This window comes from Microvirga thermotolerans (genome assembly GCF_009363855.1).
GTDB lineage: Bacteria > Pseudomonadota > Alphaproteobacteria > Rhizobiales > Beijerinckiaceae > Microvirga > Microvirga thermotolerans.
In genome coordinates, this window is sequence record NZ_CP045423.1 from 923,881 (window position 1) to 941,793 (window position 17,913).

Here is a 17,913-nt window from a genome sequence, read left to right on the forward strand (position 1 = left end):
AATTCACGGCCGGCATGCGATGACGACTCTTGATCTCTCGAGAGGGGTGGAGTCTCTTAGGGCCAGATCCCGCGCCACGGCGCCTCATCGCTGCCGCCCTCCATTGTGACTTCTCCCCTTTCCCTCATCTGGACGATCACGGCTGCGACCACGCTGCTGCAGACCGGAAACGGCCTTCTCCAGGCCCTCATGCCCTTGCGGATGCAGGCATCGGGGCTGTCGGTCTCCTCCATCGGCATCGTCGCGGCCGCCTATGGGCTCGGCTTCTCGTCCGGCTGCTTCCTTGCGCCGGCCTCCATCCGCCATGTGGGCTACATCCGCGCCTTCGCGAGCCTCGCGGCCATCGCCGCCGTGGTCATTCTGGCGATGGCCCGCGCCGAGACCACGCTCGCCTGGGCCCTCCTGCGGGGGTTGAGCGGCGTCACCTTCGCCTGCGTGTTCACCGCCACGGACGGCTGGATCAGCGCCCGCGCCACGTCGAGCCACCGGGGGCGCATTCTCGCCGTCTACATGATCTGCACGAAGATCGCCCTGATGCTGGCTCCCCTCGGCATCGCGCTCGGGGACATCCGCTCGGACGGGCTCTTCATGGCGGTGAGCGCGCTCATGTCCCTGTCGCTCCTTCCCATCGCCGCCACGTCGACGCAGGAGCCGCCCGCACCGCGCAGCGTCCGCATCAGGGTCAAGAGCCTGTTCCTGGCCGCGCCCTCCGCGGTGGTCGGCTCCTTCATCGTCGGCCTCGTCAACGGCCCCGTCATCGCCATCACGCCGGTCTTCGGCGTCAGCATCGGCCTGAACCAGGGGGAGGCGGCGGCGCTCCTCTTCGCCCTCCAGGCGGGGAGCCTCCTTCTGCAGTGGCCCCTCGGCTGGCTGTCCGACCGTTCCGACCGGCGCTACGTCATCGCGGGTCTCGCCGCGGGCACCACCGTGGTGTCCGTCGTCATCCTGCTCGCGAGCAAGCTCGGGGCGGGGCTCGTCATCCTTTGGGCCTTCGCGGCGTGGGGAGGCTTCGCCCTGTGCATCTACTCGGTGTGCGTCGCCCATGCGTGCGACATCGTCGAGCCGGAGCACATCATCTCCACCATCGGCACGCTCCTGTTCTCCTGGGCCGTCGGCGTGACGGTGGGGCCGCTCTTCGGCGCGCTGGCCATGGCGGCGCTCGGTCCGGGCGGGCTGTTCATCTACTCCGGCGCGGTGTGCTTCGTCCTGGCGGTCTTCGTCCTGGTGCGCATCCGCCAGCAGAAGCGCGAGCGCGCCCGGGGCGGATTCGTCGACGTGTCTCCGACGAGCTCTCCGACGGCCGTCCTGGCTCCGCGCGCCGAGACGGCGGCCGCGGCCGGGGGAAAAGAGGCCGCGGGAGGTGCCGCGCGGCCGGAGGAGGGGCAGGGATAGCGGAGCGCAGGGAGCCGCGCCCGGTTCCGATGCCTACAGATCCGAGGACGCGATCGTCGTCGACACATCCTCGTAGCGGCTGAGGCGCTTGTCGATCATCTCGTCGATCCGGCCGTAGACCTCCGCCACGGAGAGCTGGCGAGTCTTGCGCCCGGACTTTCCGAAGAACAGCGAGCGGTTGGCCTTCGCCGCGGACGGGAAGACGCGCGGCGCGCTCTGCTTCGGCTTGTCGTCGACCAGGGCGATGAACTTGCTGGCGCTGTCGACGCCGAAGAAATGCGCCAGGTAGAACTCCGACCGCGTGATCTTGCGCCCGAGGCGGCCTTCGATCTTCGCCTTGTCGCGCTTGAGCATCTCCGCCGCCATCAGGGCGGAGACGTAGGGATTGCGGCGCAGCCCCAGAATGTGGTCGCGCATGGGGCCCTCGGGCACCGTCAATTCGCCGTCGATTACCTGGATCGCCGCGGCCTCTGCGGCGAAGCCGTGCTTGGCCCCGAACGAGCGGACCACCTCCAGCCACGTGCTGGCGATGAACTGGAACAGGCCCTGCGCAGAGGAGGTGGCGGCCCGGTTCTCCGGGAGAAAGCTCGATTCCTTGTCCGCGAGAGCCATCATGTAGACGGGATCGACCCCCGTCTTCTCCGAGGCCCGCAGGATCGTGTCGACGATCCAGCGCGGCACCCGCATCGTGTCGAACAGAACATAGTCCTGGCCTCTCGCCGTCCCCTGATCGCCCGCGTCCCGCTTCGCCGCCTCCGTGGTAGCAGGCACGAGGGGCAGGGAGGAAATGATGCGGGCCCTGACGTCGCGCGTGTCGGCCGGCTCGACCGGGACGATGGCGCGCAGCGGATCCGTCACGGCGGACAGCCCGTCGTTCGCGGGATCCGGCATCGGGACGCGGATCGAGCCCGTCGTCTCGGCTCCGGCCAGATCGACCGGAGCGGGAGAGGGAAGGGCGATCTGCGGCTCCGGCGCGGAGAGCGTAGCCTTGCCGGCCGCAGCCGCCGGCGCCACGGCCGTCGAAGCGGTGGCGACGGTCAGGCATACCCCGAGGCCGAGGCTCGAGGTGAAGCGAAGCAGAGAGCGCAGCGCGGCAGGCCCGCCGCTGGGCCGCTTCGCAGAGCGTGAGGTGAGCCAGAAAACCGGTTCGTGGTTGTCGCAAAAGCTGAGGTGCTGGCAAGCGTCATCGGACGCTGTCAGATCGACAGTCATGCAGGGAGCCCCCGAAGAAATGCCGCGTCGCCGCTGGGCGGGTGGGCGGTCCTTTTTGCTTAGAACACGCGCTTGGTGGCCTCCCCGTATGTCAAGAATAGGTCAGCTTGACTTTGTGGGTTCCAATTTAGTTCGAGCTGCGACGGGAAGTCGCCCTCTGAATGGGGAGGAGGGTGAAATTGCTTTCTGAAATTCCGGTTTTTCTGAGCGAAAGCGGTCTTTTTCTTTCAGGTCTCTTCGCTGCGCGAAAGGCGGCTCCATGCGCCCTCCCGGCGCCGCCAGGGGGCGTCGAGCGCAAAAGCGGGGATCGGTTCTGCGCGAGAGGATGCTCGAAAGCGAAAGCTTTGAGAATCGGATGTGGGATGGGATTCGCGTCCGACGCCTTGAGCGGAGTGCGATTCGATGGAATCGCACTTCGCTCAGAAGCTCTTGGTTTGCCGCATTTTCGGACGGACCCGGAGGGCCGCGCCAGCGACCCGGAGGGCCGCGCCAGCGAAAACCGGTTCCCGCTTCTCCTGAAAAGGCCCCGGGGCCTCGGGAACGGGAGCGGCAGGGAACCTGCGTCCCCTGCCATTCGTCCCTCGGGCAGCCCTTACCAGGTGGCGCGCAGGCCCGCGTAGAAGGAGCGGCCGGCCGTGCCGTAGTTGTAGATGTCCTGGTAGCGGGCGTCCGTCAGGTTCTCAGCCCGCACGTACAGGCTCAGCGTATCGTCGAGCTTGTAGTCCGCGTAGACGTCGAGGCGGGCATAGGGCGCCAGCTCGTTCTTCTCGCCCGTGGAGGAGAAGCGCTTGCCGACGAAGACGACGGAGGGCTCGATGGACAGGCCCGCGGCCGGCGTGATGACGAGCCCGAGCCGTCCCTCGTCCTGGGGGCGCCGGGCAAGTCTCAGGTGCGTGATGAGGTCGAATGCATCCGTGTGGGTATAGACCGCCTTGGCGCGCAGCAGCGACGGCACGATCTCGGCCTCCGCCGACAGTTCGACGCCGGAGGTGCGCGCCCGTGCCACGTTCAGATAGCAGCCGTAGGGATGGCCGGGCGGGCAGTCGGCCGGACTGAAGGAGAAGTCGATCAGGTCCCGGAACCGGTTCGCGAAGAAGGTGGCCGACAGGACGAGCCGGTCGTCGATGAGCCGCTGGTCGAGGCCGATATCCGCGCCGATGGAGCGCTCCGGTTCCAGGCCCGGCGTGCCGTAGAGCGGGTCGTAGAGCTGGAACAGGCTTGGCGCCTTGGCGCCGGTGCCGAGGCTCGCGCGCAGGGTCGTGCCCGTTTGCGGGATCTCGTAGGCCGCCGTCGCGCGCCACGTTCCGAAGCGGTCCCCGCCCTCGATGGCGTCGAGCCGGCCGCCGAACGACAGGTGCAGGTTCTCGAACAGGCTGAACTGATGCAGCGCGTAGACCGAGCGCGTGTCGCGCGAGGCGTCGTTGGTCTCGCGCCAGGGGCTCGCGAAGGGCAGGACGTCCCGCGCCGTCGTGAGGAAGCGTTCGCGCTCGATCTTCGCCCCGAACGTGAGCAGGCCGAACGTGCCGAGCTTCAGGTCGCCCTGGTATTCGCCGGAGACGCGGTCGCCCTCGTACCCGGAGTTCAGCCAGCTCGGCGCGAGGGGAAGGCCGAAATAGCTCACGTCCCGGTAGTGACGGTTCGTGCGGCTGCCGGAGATGAGGAAGGTGTTGCGGAGAATCCTGTCGAACGTGTCCACCGTGAGACGCGTGTGGCCCTCGAAGAGACGCTGCTGCGACTGCGAGGGCGTATCGGGCGCGGTTCCGAAGGCAGCGTCGTATTGCGCGCCGTTGTAGCTCGCATAGCCGCCGACCTCGAGTTCCGCGTCCGGCGAAAGGGCGATGCCCACGCGGCCCGTGGCGCCGAGACGCCGGGCCGAATCCGCCTCGAGGGGCCAGGCCTGCAGGCGCTCGATCCGGCCGATGCGGTAGCCGTACCGCGAGAAGCCCGCGGTGTCGAAGCCGGTCGCGGAGAAGGCGTAGTTCACAGGGCCGGAGGAGCCGGAAACCGCAGCGCGGCCCGCCTTGGTCCCGTACGACCCGCCTTCCGCGCCGATGCTCGCGCGCGGTCGCGTGCCCTTGCGCGTGATGATGTTGATCACGCCGCCGAGGGCATCGGAGCCGTAAAGCGCCGATTGCGGCCCCCGCAGCACCTCGATGCGCTCGATGTCCACCGCCTCGAGATTGGCGAAATCGAACTCGCCCGCGCCCGCGGACGGATCGTTGACGCGGACGCCGTCGATCAGCACGAGCGTGTGGCGCGCCTCCGCGCCGCGGATGCGCACCGAGGTCGTGCCGCCCGGGCCGCCGGTCTCGCTGACGGAGACGCCCGGCACGCGCCGGAGCACCTCCGCGACGCTCTTCGGCGATTCCTTGGCGATGTCCTCGCCGGAGATCACCGAGATGGCGCTGCCGGCGCGGCTGATCGCCTGGGGCGAGCGCGTCGCGGTGACGACGATGTCGGGAACGAGGGTCGGCGCGGGGGATTGGGCATGGGCGCCTGGAACGAGAGCGCAAACGGAAACGGACGCCGCCAGCAGGCAGCGCAAGGATATCGGCATGGAGACCTCCTGCCCGCCCCACCGGCGAGCAACTGGGTTGACGTTCGGACGCAGGCCGGTCTCCTGGCTTGCGGGTCGTCGCGAACGGTCCGCCTTCCCAAATCATCCCGAGCTTGTCGGGCTCGCAGATTCAGTGGCATGTAGGACCGCCGCTCACCGCCTACAGTTGCGGGGGCAGCCACGGCATTGGAAATTCCGCACCGTGTTCCCGTTTCACCTCGATGTCTCGAGGACCAACGTCCGCTTTCCTCTTAGTCGGTCGCACCGCATGCCGCAACTCCGCCCCGGCGAGATATCCAGATCCATCGCGCTGGCGCTCCTGACGTGGCTCGCGGGAGCGGCCGGAGCCGCCGCGCAGGCCCCGCAGCGCGTCGTGTCCCTCAACCTGTGCGCCGACGAACTCCTTCTCGCCCTGGCCGACAGGGAGCAGATCGCCTCCGTCAGTCCCCTGGCGAGGGATCCGGCGATCTCCTTCCTCTGGCGGGAGGCGGCGGGCCTCGCCGCCAACGACGGCAGGGGCGAGAGCATCCTGTTCGGCGACGCCGATCTGGTCCTCGCGGGTTCCTTCGACCGGCAGAGCCGCACCGCGCTGCTGCGGCGGCAGGGACTGGACGTGCTGCTGCTCTCGCCCTGGCGCAGCTTCGCGGAGGGACGTGCGGAGATCGAGACCGTCGCACGGCGCCTGGGGCATCCCGAACGGGGCGAGGCCCTCGTCGAGGCCATCGATGCGGCGCTCGCCCGGACGAGGGGGCTCGTGCCGGCCGGGCGGAGCATTCTCGTCTATCAGCGCCGCGGATGGGTGCCCGCCTCGGATTCCCTGATCGGCGAGCTTCTGCGGCACATGGGATTCGTCCTGCACCAGGACGCGCTCGGCCTCGGCGGGGGCGGGGTCGCGCGCCTGGAGACCCTCGTCAGGTCGCCGCCGGACTATCTGCTCATGGACGAGGACGCGGCCCTGACGGTGGACAACGGCTCCGCGCTCCTGAACCATCCGGCCCTCGCCGAGGCCGTGCCGCCGTCGCGGCGGCTGGTGATTCCGGGGCGGCTCGCCATCTGCGGCGGCCCCTCGACGCCCGCCCTGATCGACGCCCTGGGCGCCGAGGTGCGGGCGAAGGTGCGCTGATCACAGGCCCTCCCGTGCGATGGCCAGGATGCGCCCCGTGTCGAGGTGGTCCTCGAGATGCCCGGCGAGGGCGTCGAGGATGCGCTCGATCTCCGCGTCGTAGCGCAGGTCCCCTCCCGCGGCGCCCGGACGAAGGCCGTTGAGGAAGGCGCGCCGGAAGCCGTCCGCGGAGAAGAGCCCGTGGAGATAGGTGCCGAGGACGAGGCCGTCCGCGGAGGCGGCGCCCTCGGGCTCCCCGTCGATGGTGAAGGGCGCGCGGGCGGTGTCCGGGCCCATGGTGCGCCCCAGGTGGATCTCGTAGGCGGCGAGAGGAAGGCCGCTGTCCCGATGGCGGGCCGCGACGGGCCGCACGGTCTTGTCGCCGGTCAGGGTCGTCTCCACGTCGAGGAATCCGAGCCCGGTCGCTGTGCCCGGAGCACCTTCGATCCCGTCCGGATCGGCGATGGTGCGCCCGAGCATCTGGTATCCGCCGCACAGGCCGAGCACCCGGCGCCCGCGCCGGAGATGGGCCGCGAGATCGATGTCCCACCCTTGCCGGCGAAGGAATGCGAGATCGGCGACGGTGGCCTTCGAGCCGGGGAGCACGACGAGATCGGCATCGGCGGGAAGCGGCGTTCCCGGCGGCACCATGTGAAGGGAGACCGAAGGCTCGAGCTTCAGGGGATCGAGATCGTCGAAGTTGGCGATCCGCGGCAGGATCGGCACGGCGATCTTCAGGGCCGCGTCGGCCCTTGGTCCTGCGGCGATGTCGAGGGCGTCCTCGGCCGGGAGCTTGTGGGCCTCGGCGAACCATGGCGCGATCCCCAGGGACGGCCAGCCCGTCCGCTCCTCGATGGTGGAAAGCCCTTCCGCGAAGAGCGCCGGGTCGCCGCGGAACTTGTTGACGAGGAAGCCGCGGACCATGTCCCGGTCCTGAGCGTCGAGCACCGCATGGGTCCCGACGAGGCTCGCGATGACCCCGCCCCGGTCGATGTCCCCGGCCAGGATCACCGGAACCCGGGCCGCCGTGGCGAAGCCCATGTTGGCGATGTCGCCCCGGCGCAGGTTCGTTTCCGCAGGGCTGCCCGCGCCCTCGACCACGATCAGGTCGGCCTCGGCGCGCAGGCGCTCGAAGCTGTCGAGAACCCATGGCAGCAGGCTCTCCCGGTCGCGGAAGGCGCCGGCCTCGAGGCTGCCGAAGCGCTTGCCCTGGACGACGATCTGCGAACGGCGGTCCGTCTCGGGCTTCAGGAGCACGGGATTCATGTGCACGCTCGCCGCCACCTTCGCCGCCCGCGCCTGGAGCGCCTGTGCCCTCCCGATCTCGCCGCCCTCGACCGCCGCAGCGTTGTTCGACATGTTCTGCGGCTTGAACGGCATCACACGCAGCCCCTGGCGGGCGAAGAGCCGGCAGAGCCCCGCGACCAGGAGGGACTTTCCGACATGGGAGCCCGTCCCCTGAATCATGACCGATGGAGTGCGGGCGCTCATGCGAGGGCGATGTCGGGGGCTGGGGCAGGCTTGAGGAGCAGCGGCCGACCGGCCGCGACGAAGACCACCGCGTCGCAGATCTCGGCCATGCGCTGGTTCAGCCGTCCCTGGGCGTCCTGGAAGCGGCGGCCGAGCGGCGTCGCGGGGACGATCCCCAGCCCCACCTCGTTGGAGACGAGCAGGACGGGCCCGCCCGCGCCGGCGACGGCCCTGGCGAGACGTTCCGCTTCCTCCTCCGCGTCGCGTCCCGCAAGCATGACGTTCGACAGCCAGAGGGTCAGGCAGTCGACGAGGAGCACCTTGTCCGGACCGGCCTCCTCACGGATCGCGGAGGCGAGATTAAGCGGCGCCTCGCACGTCCGCCAGCGGCCGTCGCGCTCCTCCCGGTGCCGGCGGATCCGCTCGCGCATCTCGTCGTCGAGGGCCTGCGCCGTCGCGACGAGGACGCAGGCGCGCCCGTCCTTTTCGGCAAGGGCCTGGGCCGTGCGGCTCTTGCCCGAGCGGGCGCCGCCCAGAACCAGAACCCGGCTGTAAATCGTCATGGCTGGAATTCCGAGGCGGGGCGCTTCAGGCGGACAGGCGCCCGAGAGGGAAGGTCATGCGAATGCGGAGTCCCTCGCGGCGCCATTCCCGCTCGAGCGTGCCTCCCAGCTGGCCGGCGATGCTCCGCTGCGTGAGCTGGTTGCCGAAGCCTTCGAAGGTGGGCAGGCTTTCGATGGGCGGGCCTCCCGTCTCCGCCCAGTCCAGCTGAACCTCTTCGCCCACCGTCGTCCAGCGGACGGCGAGCCGCCCCTCCGGAGACGAGAGGCATCCGTGCTTGGCCGCGTTGGTCGCCAGTTCATGGAAGACGAGAGCGAGGCCGGTCGTCGCCTGCGACCCGACCTGGAGATCGGGCCCTTCGACCCGGATGTGGTCCCGGTGAGACTCCTCGAAGGGCGCAAGGACGGCGTGGATCAGGTTCGCCATCGACACCTCGGAGCCGGTCCGGTGGCTGTCGGTGGACGGGGGCTGCACCAGCTCGTGCGCCCGGGCCAGCGCACCGAGGCGGCCGCGCAGGGCGGCCGCCATCTCCTTGGTGTCCCTGGCCGTGCGGGCGGTGAGGGACACCATGCCGTTGGCGATCGCGAAAAGGTTCTTGACCCGGTGGTTGAGCTCCCGCGTCAGGAGCTGCTGGGCCTCTTCCAGGGCATGCTGACGGGTGTTGTCGTTGAGAACGCCCGACAGGCGCACCGCCTTCCTGACACTGCCTTCCTCGACGAAGTATGCCTTTCCGCGGGCCCGGATCCAGCGCACATTCCCTTCGGGAAGCGGAAGGCGATACTCGAGCTCGTAGTAGCCGTCCGCTCCGGGCTCGGTCGCTTCCGCGATGCGCTTGCGCATGAGGTCCCGGTCGTCCGGATGGATCAGCCCGAAGACTTCTTCCAGCGGCATGCTCCGGTCCCGGTCGGGGGGAAGCCCCATGAGGGTGCAGGTCGTCGTGTCGAACGAGGTGACGCCGGTCGCCAGATCGATGCTCCACGTGCCGAGATTGGCGGCTTCGAGAGCCAGGCGATGCTGCTCCTCCAGCTGCGTGAGGGCGACCTCGGCCCTTTTCTGGGCGTCGATGTTGGTGCAGGTCCCGAACCAGCGCTCGATCCGGCCGTCCCCGCCCCGGTGGGCGAGGCCGCGGCTGAGCATCCAGCAATAGCCTCCGTCCGCATTCCGGAGCCGGTATTCCGCCTCGTAATGGTCGCCCGCGGCCAGGGCCTCCGCCCACCGGCGGTCCACATGGGCGCGGTCGTCGGGGTGAACGGCGTCCTTCCAGCCCCCTCCGAGACATTGCTCCGCCGTCATGCCGGTGAGATCGTACCAGCGCCGGTTGAAGTAGTCGTGCTGTCCGTCCGGGCCGGTGAACCAGACGAGTTGCGGCAAGCGTTCCGCCAGAAGCGTGAGCTGGTCGTCGCTGTCACTCGATGCCACCCGGATCCCCTCGCTTTCCACGTTGTTCGTGAACTCCCCGTTCCGGCCATTGTTGTAGGCCTTTTCGAACCTGACAATACGTTGGGCGCCGATTCCGTGGCCCATTCGACACGATGCCTGGCCGGACGACGGGCAGGATTGCGCCCTTTGCCCCTGGCGGTTCGCGCCGGCAGGTCTTAGATGCAGGGCTGCCCGCGCCCGACCGAGACCGACACCGAGGCTGATTTTCCCCCTCATGAACGAGATGAGACCCCTTCCGGATTCTCCACCGGAAATTGCATCCGCCGACGCCCTGCACCCCAAGGAGCGGCGCTCCCGCCGCTTCGCCTGGATCGGCATGGCCGGCAGCGTGATCCTGTTCGGGGCCTCGCTGGTCGTCCTCTGGCACATCGTCTCGGGCATCGACGTCGGCGAGCTCAAGGCCGCCTTCACGGCCGCCAGCCTGCGCCAGATCGGTCTGGCGGTCCTCTTCACCACGCTCAGCTACGGCCTGCTGACCTGCTACGACGCCATCGCCCTGCGGCAGCTCAAGCTGCACATCCCCTACCGGACGACGGCCCTGGCCTCGTTCACGAGCTATGCGGTGAGCTTCACCCTGGGTTTCCCCCTGCTCACGGCTGGGACGGTCCGTTACTGGATCTATTCCTCCCGGGGGGTCAGCGCCGGGCGCGTCGCGAGCCTCACGGTGATCGCGGGAATCACCTTCTGGCTGGGCATGGCCCTCGTTCTGGCTTCGAGCATGATCCGTCAGGCGGACGAGGTGGCGAGCCTCATCTACACGAACATCTGGATCAACCAGCTCGTCGGGCTCGCGGCGGCGATCCTGGTCGTCGCCTATCTGGTCTGGGTGTCCCTGAAGAGACGGGCGGTCAGGATCCAGGGCTGGCGGCTCGAGCTGCCGGGCTTCCGCCTCACCCTCGTCCAGATGCTGATCGGCGCGGTGGATGTCTGCGCGGGCGCCGCCGTCCTGTTCGTGCTGCTTCCCGGCGGGCACAACATCAGCTTCGAGACCTTCGTCGCGATCTACATCTTCGCCGTCATGCTGGGTGTGGCGAGCCATGCTCCGGGCGGGCTCGGGGTGTTCGAGGCGACGATCCTGCTGGCCCTGTCGAGCTATCCGCGCGAGCCGATCCTGGGCGCTCTGCTCCTCTATCGCCTCTGCTACTACCTCGTTCCCTTCGTCGTCGCACTGGCTTTCCTGGGGGCCTATGAGATCCGCAACCGCATCCGGGCCATGCGCGACAAGTTCAAGCCCGACGAGGACGAGGAGCCGGTCCCGGAGGCATGACGCGGGCGCGGGTGACTTCGCCGGGGCCTTCCTCTAGTAGATGGGGCGTTGTCCCGTTGCCGAGGCGACCATGAGCGAACCCGTCGAGACCACGGAGCCCTCCGTCCCTCGCAGCCTGCGGCCTGAGCGCGCCGCCGCTTTGAGCGGGGCCCTCATCGTCGCCGTGGCGATGCTCGTCGCGGCCGCGGCGAGAGGACAGGCCGACGGCTGGCTTCTTCTGATCGCGGCGGTCGCGGCAGCCTTCGCCGCCGCGGCCGGGGGAAGGGCCCGGACCGTGCGGAGCCGCGAGCGCGTCCGGACGCAGGAGGCCCGCCGCTCCGGCATCGCGGAGGCGATCCTGGCCCACATCCCCGATCCGGTGATCCTGGTCGACCAGCGCTCGCTCGTGGTCGAGGCGAACGAGGCCGCGCGGGCGCTGCTGCCCGGCCTCAAGACGGACCACCCGCTTTCCTTCGCCCTGCGCAGCCCGGACGTCCTGGACGGCATCGATGCGGTCCTGGGCGGGGAGGGGCCGCTCAAGGTCGAATATGCCGAGCGCGTTCCGACCGAACGGACCTTCGAGGTCCAGATCGGGCGGCTCCGCGGCAACCCCTCGGATCTCGGCGGCCGCTCCGGCATCGTCCTCTTCTTCCGCGACCTCACTTCGACCCGCCGTCTCGAGGCCATGCGCGCCGATTTCGTCGCCAATGCCAGCCACGAGCTGCGCACGCCGCTCGCTTCCCTCCTCGGCTTCATCGAGACGCTGCAGGGCCCGGCCCGCAACGACGCCGCCGCGCGCGAGCGCTTTCTCGAGATCATGCGGGTGCAGGCCCAGCGCATGAAGAGACTGATCGACGATCTCCTGTCCCTCTCGCGGATCGAGATGCGCGCGCACGTGCCTCCGACGGAGCAGGTCGATCTCAAGGCGCTCGCCGCGCACATGGTCGAAATGCTCGCGCCGCTCGCGCACGAGCGCGGCACGGCGATCGAGCTGCGCCTGCCGGACCGGCCGCTGACGGCGCAGGGTGACCGCGACGAGCTTCTGCGCGTCCTCGAGAACCTGATCGAGAACGCGGTCAAGTATGGCGAGAGCGGAGGCAGGGTCGACGTGGAACTTGCCTGTGCGGAGGGGCCCGACGGCAGGCCGCAGGCGGTGCTCGCCGTGCAGGATTACGGGCCGGGCATCGCGCCCGAGCACCTGCCGCGCCTGACGGAGCGCTTCTATCGGGTCGACGTCGCGCAGAGCCGCGAGAAGGGCGGAACCGGCCTCGGCCTCGCCATCGTGAAGCACATCGTCAACCGCCATCGCGGCCGCCTCGACATCGCAAGCGAGCCGGGGCGGGGAGCCCGCTTCACGGTCACGCTGCCGGCCGGCGAATAGGGCTGTCCGGAGGAGCGGAAACGGGTCTCTCTCCCAAACCGCTATTCCAGCTCCGGGGCAAGCTCGATCATGCCGCGGATGCGTTCCGCGAGGTTCTCGACGGCAAAGGGTTTCGTGATCATCTCCATGCCGGGATCGAGAAACCCCGAGGCGAGCGCCGCGCTTTCCGCATAGCCCGTGATGAACAGGATCTTGAGGCCCGGCCGCTTCTGCCGCGCCGCATCCGCCAGTTGGCGGCCGTTCAGGCCTGGCAGCCCCACGTCGGTGACGAGAAGGTCGATGTGGCGGTCGGATTCCAGGCACCGCAGCCCGGACGGGCCGTCGTGAGCCTGAAGGGCCTCGTATCCGAGCTCCGCGAGGACCTCGACGATCAGGCTGCGGACGGTCGGATCGTCCTCCACCACGAGCACGACCTCCCCGGTACCGCTTCGGGGCGCCTCGGCCGTGCCCGAGGGAGACTCCTCCTCCACGTGGCCGTCATGGCGGGGGAGGTAGATCCTCACGGTCGTTCCCTCGCCGACCTCCGAGTGGATCCGGACATGGCCCTCCGACTGCTTGGCGAAGCCATAGATCATGGACAGGCCGAGCCCCGTTCCCTGGCCGAGGGGCTTGGTGGTGAAGAAGGGATCGAAGGCGCGGTCCCGCACGTCGGGTGCCATGCCGACGCCGGTATCGGTGACGCGCAGCACCACGTATTGGCCGGGCGCGGCGTCTCCCTGCGCAGCCAGCTCGCGCTCGCCGAGCTCCACGTTCGATGTGGCGATGGTGAGCCTGCCGCCGTCCGGCATGGCGTCGCGCGCGTTGATGACCAGGTTGAGGAGGGCGTTCTCCAGCTGATTGGGGTCGCAGCGCGTCCACCATAGGTCGGGCTGCGTTTCGAATTCGACGCGGATGGCCTCGCCCGTGGTGCGGCGGATGAGGTCCTCCATGGACGCCACGAGCTGATTGACGTTCACCGGACGCGGATCGAGCGGCTGGCGGCGGGCGAAGGCCAGGAGGCGGTGGGTCAGAGCGGCGGCCTTGCCTGCGGCGGCGATGGCCCCCTCGGCATAGCGCGCGACCTTCTCGTAGCGGCCTTGGGCGATCCGGGCCTGGAGCAGCTCCAGCGAGCCGATGATGCCGGTCAGGAGATTGTTGAAGTCGTGCGCGATGCCGCCGGTGAGCTGGCCGATGGCTTCCATCTTCTGGCTCTGCCGGAGCTGCTCCTCCAGCTCCTTGCGCGCCGTGACGTCGCGCCCGGCGGCGTAGAACACGTCGCCTTCCGCGACGCTCGTCCAGTTGTACCAGCGATAGCTGCCGTCGCGCGCGCGGACCCGGAGGTCCGTTTCCACCATGTCGGTGCTTCGAAGCCGCTCGAACTCCCTCTCGGCCCTCGGGACGTCCTCCGGGTGGACCAGTTCGAGACACTGACGGCCGATCAGCTCATGCGCCTGGTATCCGAGGGCCTCCGTCCAGGCCGGGTTGACGCTCTGGTAATAGCCGTCGAAGCCGCAGATGCAGAAGAGGTCGCGCGAGACGCGCCAGATGGAATTGAGCTCCCGCGTCCGCTGTTCGACCTGCGCCTCCAGGGCATCGGCGGCGTGGCGCGCCTCGGTGATGTCGACGTTGCAACCCACATAGCCGAGGAACCGGCCTTCGCTGTCGCGCCGCGGAACGCCTTCGCAGCGCAGCCAGCGAAGGCGGCCACGCCGATCCCAGACCCTCACCTCCGCATGGAACGGAGAGCCGGTCGAGAGGGCGTGCACAAAGGCATCGCGGAAGGAATCCGCGTCCTCCCTGTAGACGACCCTGCGCCATTCGCCCCTCCTGATCCCCTCCAGGGTGAGGCCGAGCTCCCTGTGATGGCGCCTGTTGACGAAGACGGGCTCTCCTTGCGCGTCCGTCGCCCAGATCAGCACCGGCGCGCTGTTGGCCATCAGGCGGAACCGCGCCTCGCTTTCCCTGAGCGCCTCCTCCGAGCGCTTCCTGTCGGTGACGTCCACCACCGCCCCCGGGAAGCGCAGGGGTTTTCCTTCCCCATCGTAAAGGCACTCGCCCTGCGCCAGGACCCAGCGCAGGGTCCCGTCCTGCATGGGGAGGCGATACTCCTCGGAGAATTTCTCCCCCGTTTCGATGGCGCGCTGGGTCGCCTCGTCCACCCGCTGCCGGTCCTCCGGGTGAATCCGGCTCTTGAATGCCGCCCGGTTCGTGCCCGGGGCGGCCAGATCCGGGTCGACCGAGAACATCTCCGCGAACTTCGCGTCCGCATAGATCGTGTCGGACGGGATGTGCCAGTCCCATGTGCCGACCATTCCCGCCGCGCCGAGGGCATAGAGGAGGCGCTCCTGGCTGATCCGGAGCGCTTCCTCCGCCTGCTTGCGGTCGGTCACGTCCTGCACGGCGCCGATGAAGCGGGCCGGCCGGCCCGCTTCGTCGTACACGAACTTCGCCTTGCGGCTGATCCAGCGCACCTCGCCCGTGTCGGAACGGGCGATGCGGTATTCCACGGCCGTCCTCGCGGTGCCGTCCGCTCTCGTCCTGGGCGATGACGCGACCGTCCTGTCGTCCGGCAGGACGAGGCGCTGGACGGTTTCCGCGGGAGAGGCTTCCTGCGGCGGAAGGCCATAGATGCGGCAGAACTCCGGGGTGACGGTCAGGACGTCGGTGGCGATGTCGAGGTCGAACATGCCGATTCCGCCTGCCTCCTGGGCAAGGCGAAGCTGCTCGTCCCTCCGTTCGAGATCCCGCTGCGCCCTCACGCGCTCCGTGGTTTCGACCACCACCGCCAGGACGCCCGCCGGACGGTGGTTCTCGTCGAGGATCGGACTGTAGTTCAGGTCCATCCATACGTCTTCGGGGACGCCATTCCGGTACAGGATCAGATGCTGGTCCTGGAAGGAGAGGGTTCCCCCGCCGAGGCCGACCTCCATGACCCGGCGGTTGAAGTCGGCCACCTCCGGCCAGCCTTCGAGGACCGGGGCGCCCAGGGCCCTCGGATGCCGGCGGCCCGCGAAGACGGAATACGGGTCGTTGTAGAGCATGATGCCCTCGGGCCCCCAGAGCATGACCATGGGGACCGGGGACTGGAGAACGAGGTCGAGGGCGGTTTTCAGGCTCTGCGGCCAGGATTCCGTCGGGCCGAGGCTCGTCCGCGACCAGTCGAAGGCCCGGATCAGGGCGCCCGTCTCCCCTCCGCCGGCGGGAAAGGGGCGAGGCGTCGGGTTCCCCGCTTCCTTCGACGACTGGTTCACCTGAAGCGTCATGTCAGAATGCGCTGCCCCATCCGTTGAACAGCGTCGCTGGTGCACGCCCGCTGTCCGTCCGGCCGACCATAGGGCCCTCCTGCCCTCGTGGGAACTCCTGTGCCCTTCCGGTGCATCTAGGAGGGGGGGTGGGCGTTGTCACGTTAGTGTCATCCAATTGTCTTAGACCCGTTACCGGGAGGCCATAGCAGTTCGGCGCGGCCCGGTTTGCCCCGCGCAAACGGCCGCGCTTGTATGAACATGGAGACGTCTCGTGAAGTTCCTGTCCTTCGCCTTCGCGGCCGGCCTTGCCGCCTCGATCCTCACGACGCCGGCAGCCGCCGCCGACATCACCGGCGCGGGCGCGACTTTCCCGTTCCCGGTTTATGCCAAATGGGCGGAAGCCTATAAGAAGGAAACCGGAAACGGCCTCAACTACCAGTCCATCGGCTCCGGCGGCGGCATCAAGCAGATCCAGGCGAAGACCGTCGATTTCGGCGCCACCGACGCTCCCCTGAAGGGCGCGGACCTGGACAAGCACGGCCTTCTCCAGTTCCCCACCGTCATGGGCGGCGTCGTGCCCGTGGTGAACATCGCCGGGGTCGGCCCCGGGCAGCTGAAGCTCACCGGCGAGATCCTGGCCGACATCTTCCAGGGCAAGATCGCGAAGTGGAGCGACGCCCGGATCGCCAAGCTCAACGAGGGCGTGAAGCTGCCCGACGCCCCGATCACCCCGGTCTACCGTTCGGACGCCTCGGGAACGACCAACGTCTTCACCACCTATCTGTCGCAGGTCTCCGAGGCCTGGAAGGCCGATCTCGGCGCGAATGCGGCGGTGAACTGGCCCGTCGGACAGGGCGGCAAGGGCAACGAGGGCGTGGCCGCCACCGTCAAGCAGGTTCCGAACGCGATCGGCTACGTCGAGTACGCCTACGCCAAGCAGAACAACATCCCCTACGTCCTGCTGCAGAACAAGGCCGGCAAGTTCCCGGTGCCGAGCGACAAGTCCTTCCAGGCCGCGGCCGCCAACGCCGACTGGAACGCGGCGCCCGGCTTCGGCATCTCGCTCACCGATCAGGCCGGCGACGAGGCCTGGCCGATCACGGCTCCGACCTTCATCCTGGTCCACAAGGCCCCGGCGAAGCCGGAGCAGACGGCCGAGGTGCTCAAGTTCTTCGCCTGGGCCTACAAGAACGGCGACAAGCTCGCCAGCGACCTGGACTACGTCCCGCTTCCCGACAACGTGGTCGCGATGATCGAATCGGCCTGGGCCAAGGAGATCAAGGACCCGTCCGGCCAGCCCGTCTACAAGCAGTAACCGGCTGACACTCTCTCGAAAACGGAGTACGGCGGATGGCTGCCTTGTCTGAACGGATATCCACTTCGACCATGCAGACGATCCGCCGCACCCCCAAGACGACCTTCGATCCGGTGTTCCGCTGGGCGAGCTGCGCCTCGGCGGTGCTCGTCCTCCTCGTCCTTGCCGGAATCCTGGGCTCCATGGTGTATGGCGGCTGGCCGGCCTTCCGGGAGTTCGGGTTCGGCTTCGTCACGTCGAGCGTCTGGAACGTGGGCAAGGAGGAGTTCGGGGCCTGGGTGGCGATCGCCGGCACCCTGACCTCGGCGCTCATCGCCCTCGTCATCGGCGTCCCGATCTCCATCGGCATCGCCATCTTCCTGACCCAGCTCTGCCCGCCGTGGCTCAAGCGGCCGGTCTCCACCACGGTCGAGCTCCTCGCCGCTGTGCCGAGCATCATCTACGGCATGTGGGGCCTGTTCGTCTTCGCCCCGCTCTTCGCGCGCTACGTGCAGATGCCCGTGTCGTCGCTCGTGGAGGGCATGCCGATCCTCGGAACGGTTCTCTACGCCCGCGTGCCCTCCGGCGTCGGCCTGCTGACGGCGGGGATCATCCTGGCGATCATGATCATTCCCTTCATCGCCTCGATCACCCGCGACATCCTCGACCAGATCCCGACCATCCTGCGCGAGAGCGCCTACGGCATCGGCTGCACGACCTGGGAGGTCGTGCGCCACGTGCTTCTGCCCCAGGCGGGGGTGAGCATCATCGGCGCGATCATGCTCGGCCTCGGGCGGGCCCTGGGCGAGACCATGGCGGTGACCTTCGTGATCGGCAACGCCAACCGGCTCTCCCTGTCCCTCTTCGATCCGAGCTCGACCATCGCCTCCCGGATCGCCAACGAGTTCAACGAGGCGTCGGACCTGCATTTCAATGCGCTTCTGGCCCTCGGCTGCATTCTCTTTCTCGTCACGTTCACGGTTCTCGTTCTCGCGCGCCTGCTGATCGCGCGGATGCGCACACGGTGAAAGGGC

General features: G+C 68.8%; 12 protein-coding genes and 1 riboswitch. Of the genes, 6 read left to right on the plus strand and 6 right to left on the minus strand.

Features of this window, described 5'->3' with window-relative positions:
- Positions 1-105: 105 nt before the first annotated feature.
- On the plus strand, positions 106-1,392 hold the full coding sequence (locus GDR74_RS04320) for an MFS transporter (RefSeq protein ID WP_152585150.1): 1,287 nt from the start codon (positions 106-108) through the stop codon (positions 1,390-1,392).
- 33 nt (positions 1,393-1,425) lie between these two features.
- Here the strand turns inward: GDR74_RS04320 and GDR74_RS04325 are convergent, their stop codons facing one another.
- Entirely contained in the window at positions 1,426-2,604 is a 1,179-nt protein-coding gene (locus GDR74_RS04325; protein ID WP_246179845.1) for a transglycosylase SLT domain-containing protein, read from the minus strand.
- 592 nt (positions 2,605-3,196) lie between these two features.
- Entirely contained in the window at positions 3,197-5,161 is a 1,965-nt protein-coding gene (locus GDR74_RS04330) for a TonB-dependent receptor plug domain-containing protein (protein WP_152585151.1), read from the minus strand.
- Positions 5,162-5,197: 36 nt separating this feature from the next.
- A riboswitch (cobalamin riboswitch) is annotated at positions 5,198-5,414 on the minus strand.
- Between the two features lie 15 nt (positions 5,415-5,429).
- On the opposite strand from GDR74_RS04330, the gene GDR74_RS04335 reads away from it, so the two are divergent.
- Entirely contained in the window at positions 5,430-6,284 is an 855-nt protein-coding gene (locus GDR74_RS04335; RefSeq protein WP_152585152.1) for an ABC transporter substrate-binding protein, read from the plus strand.
- On the opposite strand, the gene GDR74_RS04340 is transcribed toward GDR74_RS04335, so the two are convergent.
- From GDR74_RS04340 to GDR74_RS04350, 3 genes are read right to left on the minus strand one after another with little or no spacing between them, the layout of a single operon-like run.
- The gene (locus tag GDR74_RS04340; RefSeq protein WP_210251030.1) at positions 6,285-7,754 is read right to left on the minus strand and encodes a cobyric acid synthase; all 1,470 of its coding nucleotides are present in this window, start codon (positions 7,752-7,754) and stop codon (positions 6,285-6,287) included.
- Positions 7,751-8,296: a bifunctional adenosylcobinamide kinase/adenosylcobinamide-phosphate guanylyltransferase gene (gene cobU, locus GDR74_RS04345; protein ID WP_152585153.1), complete on the minus strand. Its 546-nt coding sequence runs from the start codon at positions 8,294-8,296 to the stop codon at positions 7,751-7,753. The genes GDR74_RS04340 and cobU overlap by 4 nt, the downstream gene beginning before the upstream one ends.
- 25 nt (positions 8,297-8,321) lie before the next feature.
- Positions 8,322-9,818, minus strand: coding sequence for a PAS domain-containing protein (locus tag GDR74_RS04350; protein WP_194164624.1), 1,497 nt, complete (start codon positions 9,816-9,818; stop codon positions 8,322-8,324).
- Between the two features lie 139 nt (positions 9,819-9,957).
- Here GDR74_RS04350 and GDR74_RS04355 point away from each other — a divergent pair, with 139 nt between their 5' ends.
- Together GDR74_RS04355 and GDR74_RS04360 are read left to right on the plus strand one after the other, a co-directional pair.
- Positions 9,958-11,001, plus strand: coding sequence for a lysylphosphatidylglycerol synthase domain-containing protein (locus GDR74_RS04355; RefSeq protein WP_425486945.1), 1,044 nt, complete (start codon positions 9,958-9,960; stop codon positions 10,999-11,001).
- Positions 11,002-11,071: 70 nt separating this feature from the next.
- Positions 11,072-12,361 (plus strand): ATP-binding protein, encoded by a 1,290-nt coding sequence (locus tag GDR74_RS04360; RefSeq protein ID WP_152585156.1) that lies wholly within the window; start codon positions 11,072-11,074, stop codon positions 12,359-12,361.
- A 41-nt stretch (positions 12,362-12,402) separates the two neighbouring features.
- Here the strand turns inward: GDR74_RS04360 and GDR74_RS04365 are convergent, their stop codons facing one another.
- Complete coding sequence (locus tag GDR74_RS04365) at positions 12,403-15,603, minus strand: PAS domain S-box protein (protein WP_152585157.1); 3,201 nt, start codon at positions 15,601-15,603, stop codon at positions 12,403-12,405.
- A gap of 253 nt (positions 15,604-15,856) precedes the next feature.
- Here GDR74_RS04365 and pstS point away from each other — a divergent pair, with 253 nt between their 5' ends.
- Both pstS and pstC read left to right on the plus strand, forming a co-directional pair.
- Positions 15,857-16,900: a phosphate ABC transporter substrate-binding protein PstS gene (gene pstS / locus GDR74_RS04370; RefSeq protein WP_152585158.1), complete on the plus strand. Its 1,044-nt coding sequence runs from the start codon at positions 15,857-15,859 to the stop codon at positions 16,898-16,900.
- A 35-nt stretch (positions 16,901-16,935) separates the two neighbouring features.
- A complete protein-coding gene (gene pstC, locus GDR74_RS04375; protein WP_152585159.1) occupies positions 16,936-17,907 on the plus strand; it encodes a phosphate ABC transporter permease subunit PstC in 972 nt (323 codons plus the stop codon).
- Positions 17,908-17,913: the final 6 nt, after the last annotated feature.

Bases quoted from the DNA above. Each gene is read 5' to 3' on its own strand.
- cobU (WP_152585153.1), bottom strand. From the start codon at position 8,296: ATGACGATTTACAGCCGGGTTCTGGTTCTGGGCGGCGCCCGCTCGGGC.
- GDR74_RS04350 (WP_194164624.1), bottom strand. From the start codon at position 9,818: ATGGGCCACGGAATCGGCGCCCAACGTATTGTCAGGTTCGAAAAGGCC.
- GDR74_RS04325 (WP_246179845.1), bottom strand. From the start codon at position 2,604: ATGACTGTCGATCTGACAGCGTCCGATGACGCTTGCCAGCACCTCAGC.
- GDR74_RS04335 (WP_152585152.1), top strand. From the start codon at position 5,430: ATGCCGCAACTCCGCCCCGGCGAGATATCCAGATCCATCGCGCTGGCG.
- GDR74_RS04330 (WP_152585151.1), bottom strand. From the start codon at position 5,161: ATGCCGATATCCTTGCGCTGCCTGCTGGCGGCGTCCGTTTCCGTTTGC.
- GDR74_RS04360 (WP_152585156.1), top strand. From the start codon at position 11,072: ATGAGCGAACCCGTCGAGACCACGGAGCCCTCCGTCCCTCGCAGCCTG.
- GDR74_RS04355 (WP_425486945.1), top strand. From the start codon at position 9,958: ATGAGACCCCTTCCGGATTCTCCACCGGAAATTGCATCCGCCGACGCC.
- GDR74_RS04365 (WP_152585157.1), bottom strand. From the start codon at position 15,603: ATGACGCTTCAGGTGAACCAGTCGTCGAAGGAAGCGGGGAACCCGACG.
- GDR74_RS04340 (WP_210251030.1), bottom strand. From the start codon at position 7,754: ATGAGCGCCCGCACTCCATCGGTCATGATTCAGGGGACGGGCTCCCAT.
- pstC (WP_152585159.1), top strand. From the start codon at position 16,936: ATGGCTGCCTTGTCTGAACGGATATCCACTTCGACCATGCAGACGATC.